Source organism: Glutamicibacter arilaitensis Re117 (assembly GCF_000197735.1).
GTDB classification, from domain to species: Bacteria; Actinomycetota; Actinomycetes; order Actinomycetales; family Micrococcaceae; genus Glutamicibacter; species Glutamicibacter arilaitensis.
Genome location: NC_014550.1, coordinates 3,222,263 through 3,248,349, shown reverse-complemented (window position 1 = coordinate 3,248,349; position 26,087 = coordinate 3,222,263). Strand labels below are relative to the sequence as shown.

19 protein-coding genes and 3 pseudogenes are annotated in these 26,087 nt (G+C 60.9%); 14 read left to right on the top strand and 8 right to left on the bottom strand.

Annotated elements, in window-relative coordinates; translation table 11 throughout:
- Nucleotides 1–182 precede the first annotated feature (182 nt).
- From AARI_RS15480 to AARI_RS15465, 4 genes are read left to right on the top strand one after another with little or no spacing between them, the layout of a single operon-like run.
- Nucleotides 183–1,100: an ABC transporter ATP-binding protein gene (locus tag AARI_RS15480; RefSeq protein ID WP_013350212.1), complete on the top strand. Its 918-nt coding sequence runs from the start codon at nucleotides 183–185 to the stop codon at nucleotides 1,098–1,100.
- The gene (locus AARI_RS15475) at nucleotides 1,097–1,852 is read left to right on the top strand and encodes an ABC transporter permease (RefSeq protein WP_013350211.1); all 756 of its coding nucleotides are present in this window, start codon (nucleotides 1,097–1,099) and stop codon (nucleotides 1,850–1,852) included. The genes AARI_RS15480 and AARI_RS15475 overlap by 4 nt, the downstream gene beginning before the upstream one ends.
- Nucleotides 1,849–3,003, top strand: coding sequence for a sensor histidine kinase (locus tag AARI_RS15470; protein WP_013350210.1), 1,155 nt, complete (start codon nucleotides 1,849–1,851; stop codon nucleotides 3,001–3,003). Before AARI_RS15475 ends, AARI_RS15470 begins: the two co-directional genes overlap by 4 nt.
- Entirely contained in the window at nucleotides 3,000–3,605 is a 606-nt protein-coding gene (locus AARI_RS15465) for a response regulator transcription factor (protein ID WP_013350209.1), read from the top strand. The genes AARI_RS15470 and AARI_RS15465 overlap by 4 nt, the downstream gene beginning before the upstream one ends.
- Here AARI_RS15465 and AARI_RS15460 read toward each other — a convergent pair.
- Entirely contained in the window at nucleotides 3,602–4,165 is a 564-nt protein-coding gene (locus tag AARI_RS15460) for a DUF456 domain-containing protein (RefSeq protein ID WP_226910667.1), read from the bottom strand. The two genes, AARI_RS15465 and AARI_RS15460, sit on opposite strands and share 4 nt — an antisense overlap.
- A gap of 142 nt (nucleotides 4,166–4,307) precedes the next feature.
- Between AARI_RS15460 and AARI_RS15455 the strand changes: the two are divergent.
- A pseudogene (locus AARI_RS15455) lies at nucleotides 4,308–4,553 on the top strand (ABC transporter permease subunit); the annotation flags it as partial.
- Between the two features lie 72 nt (nucleotides 4,554–4,625).
- A complete protein-coding gene (locus AARI_RS15450) occupies nucleotides 4,626–5,420 on the top strand; it encodes an enoyl-CoA hydratase/isomerase family protein (protein WP_013350207.1) in 795 nt (264 codons plus the stop codon).
- 6 nt (nucleotides 5,421–5,426) lie between these two features.
- On the opposite strand, the gene AARI_RS15445 is transcribed toward AARI_RS15450, so the two are convergent.
- Nucleotides 5,427–6,986 (bottom strand): long-chain-fatty-acid--CoA ligase, encoded by a 1,560-nt coding sequence (locus AARI_RS15445; RefSeq protein WP_013350206.1) that lies wholly within the window; start codon nucleotides 6,984–6,986, stop codon nucleotides 5,427–5,429.
- 191 nt (nucleotides 6,987–7,177) lie between these two features.
- Between AARI_RS15445 and AARI_RS15440 the strand changes: the two genes are divergently transcribed.
- On the top strand, nucleotides 7,178–7,948 hold the full coding sequence (locus AARI_RS15440) for a VOC family protein (protein WP_013350205.1): 771 nt from the start codon (nucleotides 7,178–7,180) through the stop codon (nucleotides 7,946–7,948).
- On the opposite strand, the gene AARI_RS15435 is transcribed toward AARI_RS15440, so the two are convergent.
- Nucleotides 7,926–8,765 (bottom strand): GNAT family N-acetyltransferase, encoded by an 840-nt coding sequence (locus AARI_RS15435; protein WP_013350204.1) that lies wholly within the window; start codon nucleotides 8,763–8,765, stop codon nucleotides 7,926–7,928. The genes AARI_RS15440 and AARI_RS15435 overlap by 23 nt on opposite strands.
- A gap of 95 nt (nucleotides 8,766–8,860) precedes the next feature.
- On the opposite strand from AARI_RS15435, the gene fdhD reads away from it, so the two are divergent.
- The 3 genes and pseudogenes from fdhD to AARI_RS15420 all read left to right on the top strand — a co-directional run bounded on the left by fdhD (nucleotide 8,861) and on the right by AARI_RS15420 (nucleotide 13,704).
- Nucleotides 8,861–9,691 (top strand): formate dehydrogenase accessory sulfurtransferase FdhD, encoded by an 831-nt coding sequence (gene fdhD / locus AARI_RS15430; RefSeq protein ID WP_013350203.1) that lies wholly within the window; start codon nucleotides 8,861–8,863, stop codon nucleotides 9,689–9,691.
- A 57-nt stretch (nucleotides 9,692–9,748) separates the two neighbouring features.
- Nucleotides 9,749–12,070 carry an FdhF/YdeP family oxidoreductase gene (locus AARI_RS15425; RefSeq protein ID WP_013350202.1) on the top strand — a complete coding sequence of 774 codons (2,322 nt, stop codon included), beginning with the start codon at nucleotides 9,749–9,751 and terminating at the stop codon, nucleotides 12,068–12,070.
- Nucleotides 12,071–12,221: 151 nt separating this feature from the next.
- Nucleotides 12,222–13,704: pseudogene (locus AARI_RS15420) on the top strand (nucleobase:cation symporter-2 family protein).
- Nucleotides 13,705–13,777: 73 nt separating this feature from the next.
- On the opposite strand, the gene AARI_RS15415 reads toward AARI_RS15420, so the two are convergent.
- A complete protein-coding gene (locus AARI_RS15415; RefSeq protein WP_013350201.1) occupies nucleotides 13,778–14,665 on the bottom strand; it encodes an SPFH domain-containing protein in 888 nt (295 codons plus the stop codon).
- A 133-nt stretch (nucleotides 14,666–14,798) separates the two neighbouring features.
- Between AARI_RS15415 and AARI_RS15410 the strand changes: the two genes are divergently transcribed.
- Nucleotides 14,799–15,788 (top strand): aldo/keto reductase, encoded by a 990-nt coding sequence (locus tag AARI_RS15410; RefSeq protein ID WP_041649058.1) that lies wholly within the window; start codon nucleotides 14,799–14,801, stop codon nucleotides 15,786–15,788.
- 22 nt (nucleotides 15,789–15,810) lie between these two features.
- Here AARI_RS15410 and nirB read toward each other — a convergent pair whose 3' ends face one another.
- Nucleotides 15,811–18,426, bottom strand: coding sequence for a nitrite reductase large subunit NirB (nirB, locus tag AARI_RS15405; RefSeq protein WP_013350199.1), 2,616 nt, complete (start codon nucleotides 18,424–18,426; stop codon nucleotides 15,811–15,813).
- Between the two features lie 358 nt (nucleotides 18,427–18,784).
- Between nirB and AARI_RS15400 the strand changes: the two genes are divergently transcribed.
- On the top strand, nucleotides 18,785–19,162 hold the full coding sequence (locus tag AARI_RS15400) for a nitrite reductase (NAD(P)H) small subunit (RefSeq protein WP_013350198.1): 378 nt from the start codon (nucleotides 18,785–18,787) through the stop codon (nucleotides 19,160–19,162).
- Nucleotides 19,163–19,485: 323 nt separating this feature from the next.
- Nucleotides 19,486–19,929, top strand: a complete 444-nt coding sequence (locus tag AARI_RS15395) for a hypothetical protein (RefSeq protein ID WP_013350196.1) — start codon at nucleotides 19,486–19,488, stop codon at nucleotides 19,927–19,929.
- A gap of 183 nt (nucleotides 19,930–20,112) precedes the next feature.
- Here the strand turns inward: AARI_RS15395 and AARI_RS15390 are convergent, their stop codons facing one another.
- From AARI_RS15390 to AARI_RS15380, 3 genes are read right to left on the bottom strand one after another with little or no spacing between them, the layout of a single operon-like run.
- Nucleotides 20,113–21,603, bottom strand: coding sequence for an FAD-dependent oxidoreductase (locus AARI_RS15390; protein ID WP_013350195.1), 1,491 nt, complete (start codon nucleotides 21,601–21,603; stop codon nucleotides 20,113–20,115).
- Nucleotides 21,600–23,735 carry a molybdopterin oxidoreductase family protein gene (locus AARI_RS15385; RefSeq protein WP_013350194.1) on the bottom strand — a complete coding sequence of 712 codons (2,136 nt, stop codon included), beginning with the start codon at nucleotides 23,733–23,735 and terminating at the stop codon, nucleotides 21,600–21,602. Before AARI_RS15385 ends, AARI_RS15390 begins: the two co-directional genes overlap by 4 nt.
- A 1-nt stretch (nucleotide 23,736) precedes the next feature.
- Complete coding sequence (locus tag AARI_RS15380) at nucleotides 23,737–25,146, bottom strand: MFS transporter (RefSeq protein ID WP_013350193.1); 1,410 nt, start codon at nucleotides 25,144–25,146, stop codon at nucleotides 23,737–23,739.
- Nucleotides 25,147–25,582: 436 nt separating this feature from the next.
- On the opposite strand from AARI_RS15380, the pseudogene AARI_RS15375 reads away from it, so the two are divergent.
- Nucleotides 25,583–26,085, top strand: a pseudogene (locus AARI_RS15375) (nucleoside deaminase).
- Nucleotides 26,086–26,087: the final 2 nt, after the last annotated feature.

The following is a 26,087-nucleotide window of genomic DNA, read 5'->3' as shown; positions in this document are numbered from 1 at the left end:
AAAGGATCGGAGCGGGGATCTAGCATCGAGAAATCCTCAGTTGCCAAGCTCACAACTAGTTCCAGCGCAATAAACGGCATGGTTGTTTCGGTGCAACTAGTTTCCGCCCATGACAACGGTCATGGGCGATACATGACTTTCTGCTCTTCTGAGCACCGGGCAAAGACGGAAGACTATGAGTCATGGAAACGCTGATCAAAACCGACGCAGTTTCGCTGAGCGGATTGAAAAAGACATTCTCTACTCCGCGCAACAAGGTCAAAGCCGTTAAGGGCATTGACCTCCAAATTCAAACGGGGCAAATCGTGGCCTTCCTGGGTCCGAATGGTGCCGGAAAAACTACTACTGTGGACATGATCCTTGGACTGACCCAGCCCACCGCGGGATCGGTGAAGATCCTCGGGCTGGAGCCACACCAGGCTGTCTCCTCGGGACGGGTCTCCGCAGTGCTGCAAACCGGTGGCCTGCTTCGAGACATGACGGTCCAAGAAACGGTCAAAGTCATTGCGGCCATGCACCAGCAATCTGACCGAGTCGACGCAGTGATAGAACGAACCGGACTGGCCAAGATCGCCAAACGTCGTGTGGGCAAATGCTCCGGTGGCGAGCAGCAACGCATCAAGTTCGCGCTGGCGCTGCTGCCTGACCCAGACGTACTGATCCTCGATGAGCCCACCGCGGGCATGGATGTGATGGCCCGCCGCGAGTTCTGGTCCACCATGCGAAGTGAAGCGACTAGCGGCCGGACAGTCATTTTTGCAACTCATTATCTGGAAGAAGCACAGAACTTCGCTGAACGTACTGTGCTGATGAGCCAAGGCAAGATCGTCGCGGACGGGGCAACCGAAGAACTGCGCAAGCTGATTTCTGGACGTACAGTCAGCGCCTCCTTCCCCTCGGAAGAAATTGCCGAGCAGGTGGCAAGGGCTCACCCATCAGCAACGATCGCCGCGCGCATGGGGTCGCGGTTCTCCTTCCAATGTCTTGATTCCGACAGTCTTGCCTCCTTCATCCTGCAGGAACATCAAGGCTATGACCTTGAAATTTCTGCACCTAGCCTCGAAGACGCATTTATACAGCTGACCAAGGACGCATCATGATGAGCACCTATATTCGCGTGGAATTCGCCCGGCACTTCCGCGATGGATACAACCTGATTTTTGCCTTACTGCTGCCGGCTGCCATGTATATCCTGTTTGGCAATATCCCCAGCTACACAGAATTTTCTCTGGGCTCCGGAAACGTCAAGTTCTATCTGATGATTTCCATGGCAGCCTATGGTGCTGCGGTCAGTACGGTGGCTATCGCAGGCACCGTGGCAACCGAAACCATGCAGGGATGGGGTCGCCAGATAGCACTGACCAAGATGCCACCAGCGATGTTCGTGGGAAGCAAAATGATTGTCGCTGCCACCGTCGCCGGAATTTCGGCGGCCATCGTCTTCGCCTTGGGTGCGGCTACCGGCGCCGAAGTGGTTGAGGACTGGATCTGGGCTGCAAGCTACTTGATCATCCTGCTCGGAGCAATGATCTTCGCCTGCTACGGCATCGGCGTGGGAATGCTGTTCAAATCCGAATCAGCGTTGGGCTTGGCCTCAGGGCTGATGGTGTTCTTCGCTTTCTTCGGCAATGTCTTCATGCCATTGGAAGGTGCGATGCTGGACGCTGCTCGCTTCACACCGATGTTCGGTTATGTAGCCTTAGCCCGTTACCCGCTGTTGAAAGATATGCCTCAAGGAGTTGAGATGGCGCCGGATCCATTATGGATGCCAGCGACTAACCTAGTGGCATGGGCAATTATCTTCGTCGTGTTCGCGGTGATCGCCACGCGCAAGGCCAAGGCTCGCCAATGAGCCAATGCCCGCCCGATGGCAACGGCGCCAGCCAGGAAGCATGCGGCTTGGATGATGACCAGAAATTCTGGGATCGCCGTGGTTGGCTGGTGGCCGGTGTCTGGGTGATCTTCCTGGTCTTCCCGATCATGGATTTGCTTGTCGAGGACTATCCGTTGTCCACCCGAATTATCGGGCTGGGGATGGTAGCCCTCTTTGCAGGCGTCTACTTGCAGTCTTATGCGAAGTTCTCCTGGACCATCGGACGCGGAGGAACAAGCACCCGCCGGGCGCACGTGAATTTTTTGATTCTCTGCGTCATTATCCTCGTAGGCATCCCGGTCACCGGGTTGACCGCCATGGGATTGTTCCCGTTCATCACTTCCTATGCGGCGTTCTTGCTGACCAGGAAGTGGTTGATTGGCACGTATGCAATTGTATTGGTACTCAGCTTTGCCTTGCCATTGGCATTTGGACGATTCCTCGATGCAATCTTCCTGATTGGCCTGAACATCGTGCTCATGGTGGTCTATGCGATTACTGTTGCCGCAATTTCGCGCTCAGCGTCGGCCGAGAAGATCCGCAGTGACTACCTGCTGGTGGCAGAACAAGAACGCGTCGCCAGGGATGTCCACGATGGCATTGGGCATTCGCTCACGGCCCTGAACCTCAAAGCGCAGCTGGCCCTGCGATTGCTTGATGAAGAAGACTATGGTCAGGTGCGCGGGGAACTGGAACAGCTTAGCGCCTTGGCGGTGAATGCCCTGGATTCGGTGCGAACTACGGTGCAGGGGTTGAGCCGTCAGGACCTTGCAGCGGAATTGGCCGAACTGCAGCAGGCCTGCACGGATAATAATCTTGAATTCACGGTGGCCGGCACCGCAGAGCAGATTCCCCTGACATTGCGTTCGCATATCGCGTGGATCCTGCGTGAAGCAGTCACCAATGTGCTGCGCCATGCACACGCCAGCACTGTGGTGATCCACATCGGTTCAACTAGAGTCAGCGTGGATGACGACGGGGACGGGCTGCAACCAAATGCTGTGGGACATGGCATTCGCGGGATGCAGGAAAGGGCCCGGCAATTCAATGCCAGCTGCAGCGTCGGGGCTTCTCGACTCGGCGGAACCAGCGTACAGGTCGTCTTTGCCGATAAGGGGAAAACACAATGATCCGGGTCCTGATTGCCGATGACCAGCACCTGGTGCGCAGCGCTCTGGCTGCCCTGCTGAATCTTGAAGAAGGCATCCAGGTAGTGGCTGAATGCGCAGATGGGGATGAAGTGGTACCGGCCTTGACCGGCTACCCAGTGGATGTCGCGCTGCTGGATATCCAGATGCCGCGGCAAGATGGCCTGCGCACGGCAGCAGAACTTAAACTCAGCCATCCTGAGGTCAAAGTCCTGATTTTGACGACCTTTGATCGTCCTGGGTATTTCCGCCAGGCCTTTGAATCGGGGGCCCACGGATTTTTGGTCAAGGATTCACCACCGGCGGAGCTGATCGCTGCCATCCGCAGGGTCCATTCCGGCGACAAAGTAGTGGACCCGCAACGAGCCATGCGCAGCGTAGGCGCCGAAGCAAACCCCTTGACTGAGCGTGAACGCGAAATACTGGGGTTGGCCGCTGCCGGAGCGCCGGTGTCGCAGATCGCCTCAGGCGTGCATCTGTCGGCGGGTACTGTACGCAATCATCTATCTAATGCGATCGGCAAAACCAATACGGCCAATCGGATAGAAGCGGCCCGCCGGGCCCGTGAGATGGGATGGATCTAGCGCGTCACGAAGTGGGTGATCAATCCGATCACCCAGATGGATGAGGCCAGCAGAACGCAGCCGAATTCAACCACGATGCCCAGTCCCATGGCCTTCAACGCAGCCCAGGAAGAGCCGAACGCGCCGGAGAAGTCGCGTCGGCGCACGCTTTCGCCAGCGAACAGTCCCACCGCGAATCCGACGAACATGCCAACGATCGGAATGAGGAACGCGCCGATAATGGCACCGAGGACTGCAAAGAGTATGGAGCCGGTGGGAACCTGATGTTCCTTGAGCTTTTTGCCGGTCAGAATTGCCGAGGCGGACCAACCCAGCAAGGCTACTGCCATGCCCAGTCCGGCTGCCCACCAGGAAGCGGCCGAGCCCAGCAGCCAGCCCCAGCCCAGCAAGGCGCCGATGGCTAATAGCGAGCCGGGCAATACCGGGAAAATGGTGCCCAACGCTGAAACGACCAGCAAGAGCCCAGCGATGATTGTGTAAATGATTTGTGCGTCCACATGCTCAGTTTCGCACATGTAGGTTCGCGCAAACCCATCTTCCAGGTTTCGCCACCGGTTCATGTTCTGCAGATTCAAACTTGTCGAATTTCGCCGGTGCGGTGATCGGCCATGCTGATAGGCAACGGCCAGATCACTACCGTCAACAGCGCGCCATTGAGCAAGCTGGCCTCCGGATTCGTAATGGGGTTGCCACTGGCCGCACTATGCGCTGACCGGTGTGGGCATGGAATTGGATGCAATTGCCGCGGTAGTCATCGGCGGAACACTGCTGATCGGCGGGATGGGCTTCATCCTTGGCTCGGTGATCGGCGTAATGGTGCTGGGGCTGATCCAAACCATCATCACCTTCGAAGGAACTCTCAGTTCCTGGTGGACCAAGATCGTCATCGGCGTACTGCTGCTGATCTTCGTGGTCCTGCAACGGGTGCTTTCGCTGCGACGCACCTAGCTCCGGAGGTATTGCAAACTCCTTGATTCGCGATAGATTGCCAATGACGCATGAAAATCGGGGAGGATCCGAATGGGCAAGGACCAAGAAGCACAAGTGGGCGTGAGCATTTCCGGATCTGTTGCCACGGTACTGCTGGATAACCCGCGCCAGTTCAACGCGCTGACCAAGGACATGTGCCTGCATCTGGTGGGTGCCTTTGCGGGCTTGGCGACCAACGAAACGGTGCGCACCATCGTGGTTCGCGGTGCCGGGGCGAACTTTTGTGCTGGCATCGCCATTGATGACATGGATCAGGTGCTCTTTGACCGGGATTCTGCAGGGGAGCTGATCAACCATTTCGACCTGCTGGACAAGACCATTTCCAGCTGCGCGAAAACCACCATCGCGGTAGTGGAGGGCAATTGCTTTGGCGGGGCCTGGCAGCTGGCCTCGGCCTGCGACATCCAGCTGGCATCCGATGATGTGCGCATCGCGATCACCCCGGCCAAAATCGGTCTGGTTTTCCCGCGTCCGGGCATCGAGCGCTTGGTGCGTACCGTGGGGGAGCACCGGGCCAAGTACCTGCTGTTCTCCGGAGTGAAGATTTCCATTGCCGAGGCAGAACGCTGGGGCATGTTCACCAAGGTGGTCGGCAGCGGGCAATTGGAAGCGGAGGTTGCTGCCCTTGTCCAGCAGGTCGCCGCGAATTCGCCGTATTCCATTGCCCGCACCAAGGAAGCGATCAACCTGCTCAGCCAGGGTGAAGCAACCGAGAGCTGGTGGGAAGCGATGTGGGAGGAAAACGGGGAGAACGCGGATCTGGCCGAAGGCAGATCCGCGTTCTTGGAACGTCGCGCCCCGAACTACGGCGGTGCGGGCGAATAGCGTTCTCTAGGCATCCTCGGCAGTGAACTGGGCAACTAGTTCGCGCTTGAGGATCTTACCGCTGGGGCCCAGCGGGAATTCCTTCACAATCTCGATGAGCCGCGGGTACTTGTACGCGGCCATCTGCGCGCTGGCCCACGCCACCAGCTCCTGGACTGACAGCGTGGAGCCAGATTCCAGGGTCACCGAAGCGGCAATCTCCTGTCCGTGGGTTTCGTGCGGCACCCCGTACACGGCGGCATTGGATATCTCCGGATGGGAAACCAGTACCTCTTCGATTTCGCGCGGGTACACGTTGTAGCCGTTGCGCAGGATCATGTCCTTGGTCCGGTCCAGGATGCGCAGGTAGCCATCCTCGTCCTTGGTCCCCAGATCCCCGGTGCGGAACCAGCCATCAACCACCGCTTCGGCCGTGGCCTCGGGCCGGTTCAGGTAGCCGGAGAACAAGTTGTGCCCGCGCACCACCAGCTCGCCCAGCTCCCCGCGCGGCAGCAGCCGGATTTCATCGGGGCAGGCAGGATCGGCGATTTCCACATCCACGCCCCAGACCGGGGTGCCCACGGTTCCGGGCCGCGGGTCGACGCCTACATGGTTGAAGCAGGCTACCGGCGAGGTCTCGGTCAGCCCGTAGCCCTCGTGGATGCGTGCGCCGAAGCGCTGCTCGAAGGCGGTGAGGATGGATACCGGAAGCGAGGCCCCTCCGGAAATGGCGTAGCGCAGCTTTTCGGGCATCCCATCGCGCTGCTTGCCCGCTTCGAGCAGAGCCACATACATCGTGGGCACCCCGAAGAAGACGTCGATGTCAGCCTCCAACAACAGTTCCAGGGCCCCTTCGGCGGTGAATTTGGGCAACAGCATGACCTCGGCCCCCACCCGCAGCCCGGTATTGAGCACGCAGGTCTGGCCGAAGGTGTGGAACAGCGGCAACCCGCCGAAGAGCTTGTCGCCGCGGCGCAATTCCATGGTGTTCAGCAACGTGGTGTGGGTTTGCTCGATTAACGCCAGGTGCGTGCCCAGCGCACCCTTGGGCTTGCCGGTGGTGCCCGAGGTGTACAGGATCGTGGCCAGGTCTTCGGGGCGGCGCGGCAGGTAGGTCCCAATTGGCTCGGCCTCCCGGGCGAGGTCTTCGAGCCGGATGGTGCCCGCTTCCTCCGGGGCCAGCACGCTGAGCACCGGCACCCCGGAAGCGGTAGCCCCCGACGCGCCCTCGGCGAGCAGTGGTGCGGCGCAGATCAGCAGCTTGGCTCCGGAATCCTCCAGGATGTAGGAGATCTCGCGCGCCTTGAGCAGCGCGTGGACCGGTACCGCCACGGCGCCCAGGGCCAGAACCGCGTAGTAGGCGCGGGCGAAGTCCGTGACGTTGGGAATGAGCAAGGCCACCCGGTCGCCCGCCTCGATGCCTCGGGCTTGCAGGGCTCCGGCGTATTGCCGGGCTTGGGCCCACAGCTGCTCATAGGTGGTGCTGCGGCCATCGACGGTGATGGCGTTCAGGTCTCCATACCGGGTAGCCCCTTCGGCAAGGATGGCCGCTACTGAAACAGTGAGATTGGATGTGGAAACGCTCATGGGGAACTCCTCGGATGGGCCAGTGGGGATTTGTGTGCTATATCACATTAAAGCATAATGGAACTACGGTTCATTCCGAGGGATTGAGTTTCGTAATATCTTGGTCAGCAGCAAAATTTCCGTTGCTGATCTGAATAAAAAGGACATAGACTCAGCCCAAACGAGCTGGATGAACTGTGGAATGGGGAGCGATGCCGGCACCAAGGGAGCCACGGGCCGAGCCGTGCTGGGTCGATTTGATCACCAGCGACGTGCAGGGTGCCGCCCGGTTCTACACCAAGCTTTTCGGGTGGGAAGTACGCCAAGAGGCGCCAAGCGAGGACGAGGGATTCGCCGAGGTCTACCTTGACGGGGCAATGGTCACGGACTTCATCGCCAATGACCCGGATTCCGAGGTGGATGACGCCTGGACCACCTACCTGAATGTGACCGATGTGCACGCTGCCGCCTACGCGACCAAGCTGCACGGCGGCAAGGTCTACCTCAAGCCCATCGAGATTCCCGGCCAGGGAACCATGGCGATCATCGGGGATCCAGCGGGTACCGGAGTCGGGCTCTTCCAGGCATTCCAATCAGCGGACACCGCCGCAACCCTGGCACCTGGCACGCGCATCTGGAGCGAGCTGCATACCAAGCACTTCGAGGCTGTGGCCCGCTTCTACCGGATAGCCTTGGGCTGGTGCCTGTCCCCGGTCTCGGACACCGACGAATTCCGCTACCATACCTACGGCCAGGGATCCGAGGCGGTGGCTGGAATCTTCGACATCTCCAGCTATCCGGATTCCAAGTCCGGATGGCGCGCCTACTTCGCGGTTCAGGACGCCGATGCAACTGTGGCGCTCGCCGAAAAGCTCGGGGGCACGGTCATCCACGAAGCCCATGATTCCTACTTTGGCCGCATGGCCGTGCTCGGCGACCTGACGGGCGCCGAATTCGCCATTATCCAGCCTTCGCAGAAGTAGCTGGCGACAGCGCGGTTCGGGTTGCAGTGCGCTTCCACAGATACGGGGTGGTGGAGGAAACCTTTACCAGTCCTTGGCGCTCCAGGATCGGACGGGAATACTCGGTGCTGTCGCTGTGCACATACCGGATGCCCCTGGCCGCCGCGCTGCGTGCCCGTGCATCGACCAGAGCCCGGTAGATGCCGCGGCCGCGGTATTCGGGCAGTACCCCGCCTCCCCAGAGGCCTGCGAATTCGGTTTCTGCGACGGGTTCCAGGCGGCCCGCGCCGGCCATCTGCCCATCGGCCCACGCAACCCACAGTTCCATGCCGTCATTTCTCGCCATGCGCGAAACCAGCGCTTGGGTTGTCGCCGGATCGTAGGGTTCGCCGAATGCCCGGTCGACCACGCGGCACATTTTTTCAATCTCATCCGCACTGCTCGCACGCCGCAATTCCACACCTGCAGGAGAGATTTCATCGCTGAACAACGCCTGCAGCGGCCCGATCATGATCGATTCGGTCTCCTGGGCAACGAAGCCCAGCGAGTGCAGGCGCTCGGCCAGCCCGGGTGCGTAGTCGTGTCCACGGGTTTTGAATTCCACCTTGGAGATCTGCGGTTGCGCCGCGAAATGCTCCAGCGCCGGACCGGCCAGCTGGGCTAGCGTCTGCGGTTCGCGCCCGGTGAACCGCGGGTAGGTGATGAAGCCGCGCCCATTGGCAAAGGTTCCCAAGCGCAGCGGACCCAGCTTGTCAACGGATAGGGCGCTGGAAGTCTCGGCCTCGGTCCGCAACTGTTCATCGTAGAGCCGCAGATAGCGCTCGAGAGTGGTGTCCATCTGGATAGTTTACGGTTACTACCCCGCCCGCGTTGCCAGAGGGGCGGCAACGGTGCCACACTCAGGGGAGTTGAGTAGCTGTCGAGGAGTAGTACATGGGCCGTAAGATCATCCGCCGCCGGGTAATTCGGGCAACGCGCGATGGCGGCTGGCGCCCGCGCGAGGAGAGGCTGGCCGGCGAGGAGCCCTTGGAGATCCGCTTCGGGTACACCTCGTACACCACCTCGATGCGCACCCCGGGCGACGACTTCGACATGGTGGCGGGATTCCTGGTAGGCGAGGGAGTGATCCGGCAGGCCGACCAGCTGGTCTCCATGCGCTACTGCGCGGGCACCGACGAGGAGGGCAACCAGACTTTCAACGTCATCGAGGTGCAGCTCGGGCCCGGAGCCACGCCACCGGATCTGGCCGCCGCGCGCAATGTGCTGACCAGCTCGGCCTGCGGTATCTGCGGCACCAATTCAATCGACGAGGTGCGCAAGAAGGCCGGATTCGAACTGGATTCCGGCACCGGCATCATCGAGCTGGGAACCCTGCTGGATTTGCCCGATACCCTGCGCGAATCGCAGCAGCTGTTCTCCTCCACCGGGGGAGTGCATGCGGCGGGGCTGTTTTCCGCCACCGGCGAATTGCTGATCCTGCGCGAGGACGTGGGGCGTCATAATGCGGTCGACAAGGTGATCGGCGCGGCCTTGCGCGCCGGGATGCTGCCACTGCATGATGCCGTGCTCCAGGTTTCCGGGCGGGCCTCCTTCGAGCTGGTGCAGAAGGCGGCCATGGCCGGAATCGGGCTGCTGACCGCGGTCAGCGCGCCCTCTTCGCTGGCCGTGGATTTGGCCGAGGAAGCGGGCCTGACACTGGCAGCATTTTCTCGCAACCACAGCGTGAATATTTATACGCATGCACATCGCGTGATCAAGGCGTAGCCTAGTAATATGTGAGCTGGATATCAGTACCAGCCGCGCAACCCAGAGGAGGGTCTCATGCATCGTTCGGCACCTAAGAAAGACATCAACGAAGATGATCTGAAAGTCAGCGAGCCAGCCCATGCCGCTGCGGGCCTGAAAGCCGTCATGGTTTCGATGGAGCGCGGCTTCAGCCAGGCTGGACCCTCGCGCACCCTGCGCTCAATGCTTCGCGTCAACCAGCATGACGGCTTCGACTGCCCGGGCTGCGCGTGGCCCGAATCCATTACCGAGCGGCGCAAGCCTGCCGAATTCTGCGAGAACGGTGCCAAGGCCATCGCTGAGGAAGCCAGCGCACGCACCGTGACCCCGGAATGGTTTGCGCAGCACTCCATCGCGGACCTGCAGGACAAGACCGAATACTGGCTGGGATCCCAAGGCCGGATCACCTCGCCGATGATCATCCGTGAAGGCGAAAACCACTACACCCCGATCAGCTGGGCGCAGGCTTTCTCCACCATCGGCGAGCACGTCAACGCCACCACCCCGGATAAATGCGTCTTCTACACCTCCGGGCGCACCGCCAATGAGACCGCGTTCATGTACCAGCTGCTGGCCCGGTCCCTGGGCACCAACAACCTGCCGGACTGCTCGAACATGTGCCACGAATCCTCGGGCACGGCACTGAACCCGACCATCGGCATCGGCAAGGGCACCGTCTCGCTGGAAGACTTCGAGCACACTGATTTGATCTTCGTCATCGGGCAGAACCCGGGCACCAACCACCCGCGCATGCTCTCGGCATTGGCCGATGCGCGCAAGCGCGGCGCCCGTGTGGTCGCGGTGAACCCGCTGCCCGAGGCCGGTTTCTTCGGCTTCAAGGACCCGCAGACCGTGGGCGGCATGCTCGGCAAGGCAGAACCAGTAGCCAGCGACTTCCTGCAGATCAAGGTCGGCGGAGACCTGGCCCTGTTCCAGGCCTTCGGGCACCTGCTGCTCGAGGAAGAGAAGAAGCATCCGGGAACCGTGGTGGATCATGAATTCATCGCCCAGGTCACCGACGGCTTCGATGCCTACAAGGACGCCCGTGCCACCTTGGACTGGGAAGCAACCGAAGAAGCCACCGGGCTGACCCGCACCCAGATCACCGAGATCGCGATGCTGCTGGCCAAGTCCAAGGCCACCATCATCTGCTGGGCGCTGGGACTGACCCAGCAGCCGCACTCGGTGCCAACGCTCAAGGAAATCATCAACCTGCTCTTGCTGCAGGGCAACTTCGGCAAGCCAGGCGCCGGTGCCTGCCCGGTGCGCGGGCACTCCAATGTGCAGGGCGACCGCACCATGGGCATTTGGGAGAAGCCCACCGAGAAGCTGCTTTCGGCGCTGGATGCCGAATTCGGCATCGACTCCCCGCGCGCCCACGGCTACGACTCCACCGAAGCGCTGCACGCCTTCGAAAAGGATGAAGTGGATGTCTTCGTCTCCATGGGCGGAAACTTCGCGCTGGCCAACTCGGACACCGAAGCGCTGGAGGCGGGGATGCAGCGCGCCAAGCTGACCGTGCACATCTCCACCAAGCCCAACCGCTCGCATGTGGTGCACGGCAAGACCTCGCTGATCCTGCCGACCCTGGGCCGTACCGACAAGGATGACAAGCATCCTGGCGGTGCCCAGTTCCTCTCGGTGGAGGACTCGATGTCGGTCATCAAGTCCACCCGCGGCCGGCTCACCCCGGTCTCCGAGCACCTTCTGGCCGAGCCGGTCATCGTCGCACGCATGGCCCAGGCGATCCTGGGCGATGGGCATCCGGTGGATTGGCGGGCGATGGCCGAGGACTACGACGTGATCCGCGACCACATCGAGCGCGTACTGCCCGGCTTCGAGAACTTCAATAAGAGGGTGCGCGACAAGAACGGCTTCGTGCTGCCCAACCCGCCGCGCGATACCCGCTCATTTGCCACCGATATCGGCAAGGGCCGCTTCACTGTCTCCGAGTTCGAGGCGCTGGAGGCTCCCGAGGGCCACCTGATCCTGCAGACCATGCGTTCCCACGACCAGTACAACACCACGTTCTACGGGCTTGATGACCGCTACCGCGGGATCAAGGACGGACGCCGGGTCATCCTGATCAACCCTGAGGACCTGGCCGAGACCGGCTTCGCGGACCGCGAGCTGGTGGATGTGATCTCGACCTTTGCCGGAACCGAGCGTCGGGCCAACCGCTTCCGCTTGGTCTCCTACCCGACGGCGAAAGGCTGCGTAGCGGCCTACTATCCGGAGGCCAACGCGCTGGTGCACCGCGACCTTGTGGCCCGCGAATCGAACACCCCGGGCTTCAAGGCCATGATGGTCCGCTTCGTGGAACACACCCAGCAGCCGGGACGGACCCTGGATAGCTAAGGAAGGCAAGCGCTTGACGTAATGCAACTCGCAGCGGCAACCGCTCAACCTGTTGTTCACCAGGCGCACTCTTGCGGGAGAATTGTCAGTGGCGCGCCCCACCACACCCTGTGGAGCGCCGATCTGCAGTCCACCGAAGAGGAAATTCCCCATGAGTGCTGCCCGCAGCCAACCCGCTGAGAGCATCAGACCCGAGGACGAACGCCTGTCCGCGCCGAAAACCGTCGCCTATGGTTTCCAGCATGTGCTGACCATGTACGGCGGAATCATCGCCCCGCCGCTGGTAATGGGAGGCGCCGCGGGCATGAACACCGCCCAGATCGGCGTGCTCGTAGCCAGCTGCCTATTCATCGGCGGCTTGGCCACTATCCTGCAGACCCTGGGCATCCCGTTCTTCGGCGCCCAGCTGCCACTGGTCCAGGGCACCTCCTTCTCCGGGGTAGCCACCATGATCGCGATCCTCAACGGCGGCGGCGGCATGCCTGCGGTTTTCGGTGCGGTGCTGGCCTCCGGAGCCATCGGCATCGTGATCGCACCGTTCTTCGCCAAGCTGCTGCGCTTCTTCCCGCCGGTGGTCACCGGCGTGGTGATCACCATCATCGGCGTCTCGCTTTTCCCGGTCACCGCTGACTGGGCCATGGGCGGGCGCGGCTGCCGGAGATTCCTACGGTTCGCTGAAGAACATTGCGCTGGCCGCCATGACCTTGCTGATCCTGCTGGCCCTGTCCAAATCCGGCATCCCGGCGCTTTCGCGCCTATCGATTCTGCTGTCCATTGCGCTGGGCACCGTGGTGGCCGTCTTCATGGGCATGGCGGACTTCTCCCAGGTGCTCACCGGCGACATTTTCGCCGTGCCGACCCCGTTCGCCTTCGGCGTCCCGGTCTTCGAGCTCGGCGCCATCATCTCGATGATGATCGTCATCCTGGTGACCTATACCGAAACCACTGCAGACATGCTTGCGGTCGCCGAGGTCACCGGCTCCAAGGTGGACTCGCGCCGTATCGCCAATGGCTTGCGTGCCGACATGCTTTCCTCCACCGTTGCTCCGATCTTCAATACCTTTACCCAGTCCGCGTTCGCGCAGAACGTGGGCCTGGTGGCCATTACCGGTGTGAAGAGCCGCTTCGTGGTTGCCGCCGGCGGCGGCATCTTGGTCATCCTGGGCCTGCTGCCAGTGCTTGGCCGCGTGGTCGCTTCCATCCCATCCCCAGTCCTCGGTGGCGCCGGAGTGGTGCTGTTCGGCTCGGTAGCCGCTGCGGGCATCCGCACTTTGGCCAAGGCCAAGGATGACAACATGAACATGCTGATCATCGCGACCTCGCTGGCCTTTGGCTGCATTCCGATGGTGAAGCCTGACTTCTACGCCCAATTCCCGACCTGGTTCGGCACCATCTTCCAGTCGTCCATCTCCTCGGCCACCATCATGGCGGTCCTGCTGAACATCATCTTCAATGAGCTGAACTGGGGCAAGAAGGAGACATCGCTGCGCAGCGTCTACAAGTACCAGCTGGCTGGCTTGGAAGACGGCGACCGCCTGATCGACGGCAAGCTGTACGACTCGAAGGGCCTGGAAATCCAGGTGATTTCCGAGCAGCAAGGGCATGCCGGAGACCGTCCGATGCCGCAGGGCTAGCATCCTGGATGCGCTCTGAATAGCCAAACGCCCCCGTTCAATGAACTGGGGCGTTTGGCGTTAAGCGCTAAGGCTAGTTGGATTCTTTTTGCTTATCACCGGTCATGGTGATCGGCTGGACTCCGGAATTCGGGAAGCAGCCGATGGGGCTCTGGCCGGACTCGGCAACGATATCCAAGCACTTGGAAGTCAAGGTCTCGTTGGTCAGCGAGCGTTCCAGGATCTTGTTGGCTTCGGCTTCCGCCGTGCTGGTCTGCTTGCGCTGCTGGGCCACGCGGGTCTTAGCCGTTTCTGCCTGCAATTCATTGATGCGGTTCTGCGTAGGCTCATCGAAGTTGATGATCGGCAAGGTGACCGAGCGGATCTCGATCTGGGTCTTGACCTTGGCCTGCATCTTCTCCTGGACAGACTTCGCCAGCCCTTCAAGATCCTGCCCGCCGCTGGCTGAATCGCCGTATTCCAGCGGATCATAGGTGGCCATGACTTCGTTCAGCGAGGCGCGGAAGTTGCGGTCAACCAGGTTTGATTGGATGCCCTCAAAGGTGCGGTAGTCCAAGAATACGTCCATGGCATCGTCGGTCTTCAGCTGCCACTGGATCGAGGCGTCAACGTCAGCTCGTCCGTTGTTCCCCAGGCGAACCGGGATGGCGCTATCGCCGGTGTAGACGTCGTTCTGCACCGAGCCGTCCAGTTTCTCGACCTTTTCCCATGGCCATTTCAGGTGGAATCCGTTGCTCACCACGGACGTCGGCTTGCCCAGGGCAACCTTCACGCCGACGGTACGCGGCTGAACGATGGTGGTGCATGCGATGGCCAGCACGATCAGTGAAACGATGAAGATGCTGATGCCGGTGAAGCGCGTGGAACTGCGGTTCTTGTTTTCTGGCTTCATGGCTTTGCCTGCGGCCATGACGATCAGTCCGATGATGGCGCAAAGAACTGCAACGATGGTGAGAAACATGATCTCCTCGATAGTGTGACGGTATCCGATATTCTATCGTTTGGATAATAGATAACCAACTTGGGCTTGCCAATGCGTTGAGTTGATTAGCCATCACGCGGTTTATCGCGTCGCGGGTACTAGACTCATGGGTATGGAATACACAGAACTTGGACGTACCCACCGCAATGTGTCGGCCATCGGTCTGGGTACCTGGCAGCTGGGCGCTGACTGGGGCTCGGTTGATGAAGCAGCCGCACTTGCAGTGCTGGATGCCGCTTATGAATCCGGCGTGACCTTCTTCGATACCGCGGATGTCTATGGTGATGGCCGCAGCGAGCAGCTGATCGGCAAATGGCTGCAAGCCAACCCGGATGCCGGGGTCACCGTGGCCACCAAGATGGGCCGCCGCGTGGAACAGCTGCCGGAAAACTACAACATGGATGCATTCCGCGCCTGGAACGACCGCTCCCGCAAGAACCTGGGAGTCGACACCCTGGACCTGGTCCAGCTGCACTGCCCTCCGACCCCGGTGTATTCCACCGATGCGATCTACGACGCGCTAGACACCATGGTTGAGGAAGGCCGCATGGCCAACTACGGCGTCTCGGTGGAAACGGTAGACGAGGCCCTGGCCGCGATTGCCCGCCCGAACATCGCCACCGTGCAGATCATCATCAATGCCTTCCGCCACAAGCCGCTGGAAACCGTGCTTCCGGCAGCCCGTGAGGCAGGGGTGGGCATCATTGCGCGAGTACCGCTGGCCAGCGGCCTGCTGACCAACCGCTACACCTTGGACACCGAGTTCGCCAAGGACGATCACCGCAACTACAACCGCGACGGCTCGGCCTTCGACGTGGGCGAGACCTTCTCCGGGGTGGACTACGCCACCGGACTGGAAGCGGCCGGCGAATTCGCTAAGCTGGCTGCCGTTGAAGCCCCCGATGCCACCAGCGCCCAGGTGGCCTTGGCCTGGCTGGCTGCCCAGGACGGAGTGAGCACCATCATCCCTGGAGCCCGCAACGCACAGCAGGCTCGCTCCAACGCGGCCGCCGGTTCGCTGAAGATCAGCGAGGGTTTCAACAAGTCCGTGCGCGATCTCTACGACGCCAAGCTGCGCGAACAGATCCACCCACGCTGGTAGCAACGCGGGTGGGAATCCGTTCCTAGCTTTGCGGCGCACCGACCGGGATGCTGGCACCTAGTGCCACTGGCTCGGCGGGGCGCTGCTGTCCGCGTTCGGAAACATATTCCAGCTCGGTGTCCGGCGCCGCGGTATTCACGAACGAGCGGAAACGCTTGAGCTTCACCGGGTCAGCCAACGTCGCGGCCCACTCATCCTGGTAGTTGGCCACATGGGCTTCCATGGCCGCTTCCAGCTCTTCGGCCAGGCCGAGGGAATCCTCGATAACCACCTGCTTGGCCCGCTCCAATCCGCCATCCAGATCCTGCAGCCAGTGCGCGGTACGCTGCAGCTTGTCGGCGGTGCGGATGTAGTACATCAGATAGCGGTCAATGTACTTGAACAGCGTCTGCTCATCCAAGCCGCCCGCGAGCAGCTGGGCATGGGCCGGGTTGGCGCCGCCGTTGCCTCCCACATAAAGGTTCCAGCCATCGGTCGTGGCGATCACGCCAATGTCCTTGGCCCGGGCTTCGGCGCACTCTCGGGCACAGCCCGAAACACCCATCTTCAGCTTGTGCGGTGCACGCAACCCCCGGTAGCGCAGCTCCATCTCGATGCCCAACGCAGTGGAATCGAGCATGCCGTAGCGGCACCAGGATGAACCGACACAGGTCTTCACATTGCGCAGCGACTTGCCGTAGGCCTGTCCGGACTCGAATCCTGCGTCCACCAGTTCCCGCCAGATCTGCGGCAACTGCTCAAGCCGTGCACCGAACATGTCGATGCGCAGGCCGCCGGTGAGTTTGGTGTACAGCCCGTACTTCTGCGCCACCGCGGCGATCACGCCGAGCTTTTCCGGGGTGATTTCGCCGCCGGGGATGCGCGGAACCACCGAGTAGGTGCCATCCTTTTGCATATTTGCCAGCACGCGGTCATTGGTATCCTGCGCGCCGGCCAGTCCTGCATCCATCGGGTGCACACTGGTCTGGGAGGAGAGGATGTTGGCGATGACCGGCTTGCAGATATCGCAGCCCTTGCCCGTGCCAAAGCGCTCCATCACCTCGCCGAAGGTCTGCAGTCCGCCCGCGCGGATGGCTTCGTAGAGTTCCGGGCGGGAGAAGGAGATGTGCTCGCACAGAGCCGTGGAAACCTCTGCACCGTCCTTGAGCATCTGCGCTTCCATGAGCTTCTTGATCATCGGCACGCACGAGCCGCACTGGGTGCCAGCCCGGGTGCAGGCTTTCAGGCCGGAGACAGTGGTCACCGGCGCTTCGTCCTCGAAGCAGCCGCATCCGGAGACCGCATCGCGGATTGTTCCGGCGGTCACTGAATTGCAAGAACACAGCACCGCGTCATCGGGCAGTTCGCCCTCGGGTGCTTCGCCGCCCAACGCGCTGAGGTAGGCGCCGGGTTCACCTGGCAGTTCGCGGCCGAGCAGCGGACGCAAGGACTGGTACGGGGTGGCATCGCCAACGAAGATGCCGCCGAGCAGGGTCTTGGCATCGGCAGAAACCACAAGCTTCTGGTACAGGCCGCGCGGAGCATCGGCGTAGACCACTTCCAGCGCGCCTTCGGTGCGGGCAAAGCCATCGCCGAAGCTGGCTACATCCACGCCGGAGAGCTTGAGCTTGGTAGCGGTATCGAAACCGGCGAATTCGGCCTGTCCGCCAGCTAGCTGCTCGGCGACGATTTCCGCCATGGCATTGGCCGGGGCCACCAGGCCGATGCAGAATCCGTCGTAGTTCGCGACTTCGCCGATCGCCCAGATGTGATCGATGTCCGTGGCACAATGCGAGTCGATGACCACGCCGCCGCGAGGCCCCATGCCGAAGCGCGGTGCCTGGCTGCCGGCCTCGTCGAGGGCCGCGTTGTAGTTCCGAATCAGCTCATCGCGAGGACGCACGCCGATCGAGACGACCACCATATCCGCATCGATGGTGCGTTCATCAGCCATCAGCACGCCGGTGACCGCGGTGCCGCCATTGTCCTGGCTGGTGAGGATTTCCTGCGGGAAAACACCGTTGTGGACGGTGAACCCGGTTTGCTCGATGAGCCGGCCCATGGCCTGGCCGGCCCCTTCATCCAGCTGGGTGCCCATCAGCCATTTGCCGCCATCAATGACGACTGCTTCTGCACCCAATGCCTGCGCCCCAGCGGCCGCTTCCAGCCCGAGCAGCCCACCACCGATGGTAGCCACCACCGGGGTACGGCCCAAGGAAGCTGAAAGTTCCTTGACCTTCTGCGCGATGGACCAGACGTCTTCCAGCGTGCGGTACACGAAGGTATGTTCGTTGCCGGCAATCGGCAGCGTGGCCGCGTTGGAACCGGTGGCGAGCACCAATTCGTCATAGTTGAAGATGCGTCCATCAGCAGTGGTAACCGTGCGCTTGGCACTGTCGATAGCCACGGCCTTGGCGTTGGTCTCCAAGGTGACGTGCTCCGCTTCCCACAGCTTCGGATCGCCAAGGGTCAGGTCGACCCCGGGGTTAGTCAACGCCTGGGAGAGCGCCACGCGGTCATAGGGAAGATGAGTTTCCTCGGTCAGGACCGTGATGCGCAAATCTTGAGGAGCGCGGCTGGCCAAGGCTTCGGTGAAGCGGTGAGCTGCGGGGCCGCCGCCGATAACCAGGATGTTGCGTGCATTGTGTGGAGTACCCATGATCAATTTCGACTTTCGCTGGGAAACGGTGAGTTTCAGGCTGATGAGACCACTGTAGAAAGTGCGTTTTGCGCAGCAATTACCCTTGTGTTTCGACCTGAGCAATTCTCTCCACCACCGGCTGAAGGCCAAGTGAAGCGACTGAAACATTCTCGAATTATTTGGAATGAAAGCGCGTTGCAAAGAGCCAAATGGCCAACGAAAAACATTGGAATCTCGGTTGGATCACGGGCTCACCATGCTCAATTTTGCTGTTAGACATGCTTTACGGACTGGCAACCGCCAGAAGCATTCGGCGAAACATGGCGCTTCTAAGCTCGATATATCAGCAAACCCCAACCACGAAGGACTTACGGTCATGAGCACGCAAATTGCAGAAATAACTCGTGAAGCGACTTTGAGCCTGGCTCCGCTTTGCCGCAGCGCAGAGCTGGAACGCGGATGGGGAGAGGCCCTTTGGCTTGAAGGCACCCAGCTGGCACTGTTCCGCACCGAGGAAGACGCGTTCTACGCAACCTCGCACCGCTGCCCCAGCACCGGGGCAAAAGTCATGGCCCGAGGCATCCTGGGGGACACCGTGGTCGAGTCGGTCCACGTGGCCACCGTTGCCTGCCCGCTGCACAAGGAAGTGTATCGACTGGACACCGGGGAATGCCTGAACGCCGATTCGCTGCCGTTGCCCGTGCAGCGGCTCATGGAAATTGAAGGGCAGCTATGGATGGAGCAGACCAAATGAGCCTGAAAACAGATCAAGCCATCGACGTTGAGCATTCGGCCTGGCAGGGCTGGTACGAGCTCCAAGAGGAGACGGAACTGCTTGCTGCGAGCTAGAGCCGGTTACCGCATTTTCCAGCGTTGGCGTGCAAGAATAATAGAACTCGCATCATCAAATCATCGTAGGGACGAAAGCACATGGCTTTCGTCCCTACGATTTTGCGTTTCAGACGCAATCGCGCAGAAAAGCGGTGCCGACGGTAGATTGGAAATGCAAAAAGGGAAAAGGTCGTCATCACCTACGATGTAAGTACTGGAAAAATTGCGTATGAGTAGGTCAAAACGATGACAGACGAAGAATTCCTAGCAGTGCTAGCTGCGCATAAAGATTCGACTTCCGAGCAGGTATGGAACGCCGTAGTTGCCCGCACCGAAAATGATTGGGTTGGCGATCTGAATTGGGAAGCGAAGTCAGATAACGCACAAGATTTTGACAACTTCTTGCAGAAAGCATTTGCGGGTATGCCTACGCCACCCCGGCTCGAATATGTAGAGACTCTGGTAACGAACTACTCATTTTCAATTGCCGATGTTCCTGGCTCCGAGAACAAAGCCATTCGCGCGATCGAAATTTGCTATGAAAAGATGATCGCGGCAATTTCGAAATCCATCGGCGAATGCGTCATTCCGCTAGCTGAATCACCTGATACAGATGTCGAAGTTTCAGAAGTCGAACACGAGTTGACTCGTTTCCAGCGCTGGACCAAAACGCCGAAATTCCTTAAATAGAGTTGGCTGGGCAACTGGCTCGAGGCTAGTTGCTTACCAGCAGGCTTATACGCAGCTCCGATAATTCTGCTCTCCATGATCGCGGCACTGGCCAACGTTTGATGCCACCTACGATTTTGCGTTTCAGGCGCGATCGCGCAGAAAGGCGGCCAGCTCGCTAGGAGCCGGCCGCCAGCAGAACCATTACGCCAGGGCAGGAGCCTTGGCCAGCAGCTCTTCAATCTTTGATTTGCACCCGCCGCAACCGGTGCCCGCACGGCAATTTTCGCCTACCTGCGCTACGGTTGCGCATCCAGCGCCCACCGCGTGGGCCACCTCGCCGTAGGTGGCACCGGAACACCGGCACAGCTGGTCTTCATCACTCGGGATCGCCGAGATTTGCTCTGTTGCCGGATCATCCAACCGCAACAGGCTGGAGCGGTCTTCAGGCAAGGCGGTGGCCCGTTCATAAGCCAGCACAAGTTCGGCACTGGTTTGCGGCAGTCCCATGGCAAGGAATCCGGTGACCGCATCCTGCCGGGTGACGATCTTCAGATACCGTCCGCGCGCAGGATCCGCATAGATTGTTGCCTGCAGATCGGTATCGTCCCAATAACCGGCGCTGATATCGCCGGCAGCGGTCAGCTCGATGCCTTGGCCCTTGAGCATCAATACATTAGAAGCAGAGAAGTCCGGGGCAGCAAGCGGTTCGGATGCCCCGGAACCAGTAAGCTGCAACAGTTGCTGGGACAACCATGCGGCCTGAGCCCATCCCGGGGCCAGCAGTCCAACCGGCGGCTGTCCGGCAACTTCGGCACAGTCGCCGAGGGCGAAAATTCGCTGCTCGGTATCGGCGCAGAGGAATTCATCGGTCTTAATACCGCGGCCCACCGGCAATCCGCAGCCCGAGGCCAGCTCTGTTCTGGCTCTCACGCCCGTGGAAATGAGCAGGGCATCTGCCTGGATCAGTCCGTGGGTGGAAGTCATCAGGCCAGTGAAACCTTGTGCATCTTTTTGAATGCCACTGGCCTTCGCACCCGGGATCACCTCGACACCTGCTTCACGCAGATTACGGGACAGCAACGCCCCTCCATCTGCATCCACGACGCGTCCCAGCGGGGCCGGACCATGATGCACCAGCACCGCCTGCGCCCCAGTACGCGCAATGGCCAAGGCCGCCTCGATGCCCAGAACACCGCCGCCGAGAATCAAAATGCGCTGGCCCAGCTCGATCGATTTGCGCAGCTGGTGGGCGTCATCCACCGTACGCAGGGCAAAGACTCCGGCTGGCAGTGAAGCATCAGCATGCGGATCGAAGTTCAGGCCGTTGAGCGTGGGGATCACGGTTCGGGCGCCGGTGGCGAAAACAAGCCGGTCGTAGGACACATAGTCGTTGCCGCCCAGATGGATCCGGCGCCGTGCGCGATCGATGCCGGTAGCCTGCACGCCCAAGCGTACTTGGACCCCGGCATCAGCCAAGCGCTGCGGATCCACCATGCTAAGGTGTTCGAACTCGGCGGCTCCGGCTGCCAGTTCAGCGAGCAGCACGCGGTTGTAGGCCAGGTGGTTTTCGGCGCTGATCACCGTTATTTCGCAGTGGCCTGCTGCTGCCGCGGGCAGCAGCCCTTCAATGAGGGAAGCGGCGACGGGGCCGAATCCGATGATGGCGATGCGTTGCGGGCGTTGCTCGTTCATTGTTCCTCTTTCACAGCGCTCAGCGAAACATGGGCGTGCTTGAATTCCGGCATCTTGCTGTGCGGATCGACCTTCGCCTCGGTCAGCAGGTTTGCGGTACCTGAATCCGGGTAGTGGAAGGGCAGGAAGACTGTGTCCAGCCGGGCATCGGAGCTCAGCAGTGCGCGGGCGGTGACTTCACCGCGTTCATTGCTGATCACGACCTTTTGCCCTTGGGCAATCTGGTGGGCCAAGGCTGTGGCTGGATGGATTTCCAGCAGTGGTTCCGGTGCCGCCTTAGCCAGCTCCGGAACCCGGCGCGTCTGGGCGCCGGATTGGTAGTGCTCAAGCAGGCGGCCGGTCACCAGCGACACCGAGGACTTGTCCATCCGGGGTGCTGGTTGGAAATAGACAGGTACCAGCACGGCACGCTGGTCTTCATGGGCAAAACCCTCAAGGAACAATCTCGGGGTGCCATTGCGGATACCTGGCTGGGCCTTCACGTCGGTGCCTGCAGGACATGGCCAGTAGATCGCTGCCCCGGCATCAAGGTCATCCCAGTTCACACCCGAGTAGTCGGAGAGTCCGCCGGCCGAAGCTAATTTGAGTTCTTCAAAGACTTCTTGGGCATCGGGGGAGAAGCAGCCTGGGGCATCCAGACGCTGGGCGAGCTGGGAGAAGATCCATAGTTCACTGCGCGCATTTTCCGGTGCCGTCAAGGCTGCGCGGCGGCGCAGGATCCGTCCCTCCAAATTGGTCATGGTGCCTTCTTCTTCAGCCCATTGCAGTACGGGCAAGACCAGATCTGCTTGGGCTGCGGTCTCTGAGAGGAAGAAGTCGCAGACCACCAGGAAATCCAGTTTGGTCAGGGAGCTGGCCACGCGTGAGGCATCGGGTGCGGAGATCACCGGGTTAGCCCCGTGGATCAGCATCATGCGCGGACCGCGAGGGGTGCCGAGCGCATCGAAGAGTTCAACGGCTGGAAGCCCGGGACCGGGGATGGCCTCGGGCTCAACACCCCAGACACGGGCTACATGCGCGCGGTGTCCTAGGTCGGTGATCTTGCGGTAGCCCGGAAGCTGGTCGCACTTTTGCCCGTGCTCCCGTCCGCCTTGCCCGTTGCCCTGGCCGGTGATGGTGCCGTAGCCGCCGGCCAGGGTGCCAGGCAGGCCCAGCAGCAGCGCGAGGTTGATGGCGGCGGTGACCGTATCGGTGCCGTTGGAATGCTGCTCGATGCCGCGGCCGGTGAGTATGTAGACCGGTTTGCCGCCGGCCTTCGCTTCGCTGGCCGCTTGGGCCAGAGCCCTGGCGGTGTGCCGGATCTGCTCGGCAGGAACACCGGTGATGCGGGCCGTTCGCTCCGGCCACCAGCTGGCCAGTGAAGCTTTCAAGGAGCCGAAACCATTGGTGCGGGCGGCCAGATAACTGGTGTCGGCCAGGGATTCGGCCACCAGTACGTGAGCCAAGCCCAGCAGCAGCGGAAGATCGGTGGCCGGGGTCGGCTGCAAGTGCCAGCCGGCATTATCGGCACAGAGCTTGGCTGTGGCAGAACGCCGCGGATCAACCACGATCAAGCCGCCGTTTTCCCGGGCTCCGGTTAGATGCCGGACAAAAGGAGGCATCGTATCGGCCACGTTGGAACCGAGCATCAGGATCATCCCGGCCCCATCCAGATCGGCCAGCGGGAAGGGCAATCCCCGGTCCAAGCCAAAAGCTCGGTTGGTGCCGGCAGCGGCCGAGGACATGCAGAACCGGCCGTTATAGTCGATGCGCGAGGTGCCCAGAGCCAGCCGTGCGAACTTGCCCAGCTGGTAGGCCTTTTCATTGGTCAGTGAGCCGGAGCCGAAGACCGCTAGCGCGTCGGCTCCGGATTCAGCGCGGATGCCCAATGCCTTGCTGGCCACCAGATCCAGCGCTTGCTCCCAATCAATCGGTGCAAGGCTTCCGTCGGGTTGGCGAAGCAGCGGTGTTTGCAGGCGTTCTGGGTGATCCAGCAGTTTGGCAGCGCTATAGCCTTTTCGGCACAGCGCCCCGCCATTGGTCTCGAAGTCCCGTCCCTTCAAGCTCACCGGTTCGGTGCTGTGCTCTGGCTGGTTGGGTTCCAAGGTGATGCCGCACTGCAAGGCGCAATATGGACAGTGTGTGTCGGTCATGTCAGACTCCGTGCTGGGCGAAGCGGGTGCCTGGGCGTGCGTAGGTGAACCACGCGGTGGCCATGAGCATCAGGTAGGCAGCGATGAAGATGATGAATGCGGTGGTGTAGGCGCCGGTGCTGGAGATGGACAGGCCCAAGGCCTGGGGAATCAGGAAGCCGCCGTAGGCTCCGATGGCCGAGATCAAGCCCAAGGCCGCGGCCGCCTTGCGTGAAGAATCCACCTGGCCCGCCGGTTTCCCTTCGCCGCTCAGGGCAAAGACTACCGGGATCATCCGGTAGGTCGAGCCATTGCCGATGCCGCTTGCGGTGAAGAGCAGCAAGAACAGGAATAGAAACATCCAGAAGTTGGCCCGTGGCAGGCTGAGCACTAGCGCAGCGGTAATCAAGGCCATGGCTCCGAAGGTCGCCACGGTGATGCGTGCGCCGCCGAGCTTGTCAGCGATCTTGCCGCCGTATGGACGGGCCAGGGACGCGACCAGCGGGCCGAGGAAGGCAAGGGTGATGGTTGCGGTGCCCAGCGGCAAGGCCGCGTATTCGGGGAAAGTGTCAACGATCAGCTTGGGGAATACTGCCGAGAATCCAATGAAGGAGCCGAAGGTTCCCACATACAGGGCGGAGATGATCCACAGGTGCTTTACCTTCAGGCAAGCAATGGCGCCGCGGATATCAGAGCGTGCCGATGACAGGTTGTGCATGTATTTCCAGGCACCCCATGCGGAGAGCAGAATCAACGGGATCCAGAGCATCCCTGCCAGCGGAAGCTGCAACGCCCCGGCGGCGAAGACCGTGACAATGACCGGTACAAGCAGCTGGGCGACCGCCGCGCCGAGGTTGCCGCCGGCGGCGTTGAGGCCCAACGCCCATCCCTTGCGGGAAGCGGGGTAGAAATAGGTGATATTAGCCATCGAGGAAGCGAAATTTCCGCCGCCGAAGCCGGTCAGCGCCGCAAGGCTGAGCATGACCCAGAATGGCGTGGACGGATCAGCCAGGGCCAGGGAAATGCCGCCGGCCGGAATCAGCAGGAGCAGCGCGGAAATGACCGTCCAGTTGCGCCCGCCGAAACGGGCCACCATGAACGTGTAGGGGATGCGCAGTGTGGCACCGACGAGGCTCGGGATGGAGATCAGCCAGAACAGCTGCGTGGTGCTGTAGCTGAATCCCGCTACTGGAAGATAGACCACGACAATGGCGAAAAGCTGCCAAACGCTGAATCCGAGGAACTCGGCGAAGATGGACCACTTGAGGTTTTGGCTGGCTACCGCAGATCCGGTGCGCTTCCAGAATTCTGGATCCTCCGGGGTCCAGTTGCTGACCCAGCGTCCCGGTTGCACTTGCAGTGCCTGCGATGTGTCAGATGCTTCTAGCTGTGCGCTCACGTTATCCGATCCCTTCTCTAGCACTTGATGCATCTGAGCTTCTCAAAGAGGTATTTCGCCTAGGTGCTCAGGTTGTTGCGCCGAAGGGAACTTAAATTCACCCGCCGGATCGGTGCGCCGATAGGCGGCTGTAATGTGTTGGAAACCCGAGCGCCGGGGCAACGATCCAGCTTTGGGATTCGCGGTGCTGGAGGGAGGGGCCAGTCCCGTCGGATCGCTGCAAGTGGGAGAGGGGATGAGCGGCAAGACGGCAAGTTTTTGTTCATGATGCGAAAAAGAGATTTCAAAAGAAGTGTTGTGTGCATCACAATCCGCTGATAATCTCGTAGCTGTCTATGGCGGGCACCCACCTGATGGGTCGCTATCTACCGGGCATGCAACTGATCGATTTCAGGTGACAAGTGCAACCGGTATCTAGCGCCAAGCAGTGCGCTGCGGAGTTCTTGTCCAAAGCATGAGGAGCCACGCGATGAGCGTTACTACCACTGGCCAAGACTATCTTTCGATGGCCATCGATATTGCCACCACAAATGTCCACAACGCCGGCGGGACATTTGGCGCCGTGGTGGTCACGGCCGACGGCCAGATCTTCGAAGGAGTCAACCGCGTCACGGCCAACAACGACCCATCGGCGCACGCCGAGGTGGTCGCCATCCGCACGGCAGCGGCTGCGCTGGGGGGACCTTTGATTTGAGCGGCTGCGTGCTCTACAGCAGTTGCGAACCCTGCCCGATGTGCCTGGCCACCTCATTATGGGCCCGTATCGGCAAGGTTTTCTTCGCGGCCAACAGGCATGATGCGGCAGCTGCCGGATTTGATGATGCGGTGTTCTATGAATACTTCGAATCAAAGTCCAACCGCTCGCTGATGCCGGTGAACTGCTTCCAATCCGAAAGCGGAGAGCACCTGTTGCCGTTCAAGGCATGGGATTCCCAAGAATCCCGGACCGAACTAGAAGGTCCAGGATCATGACC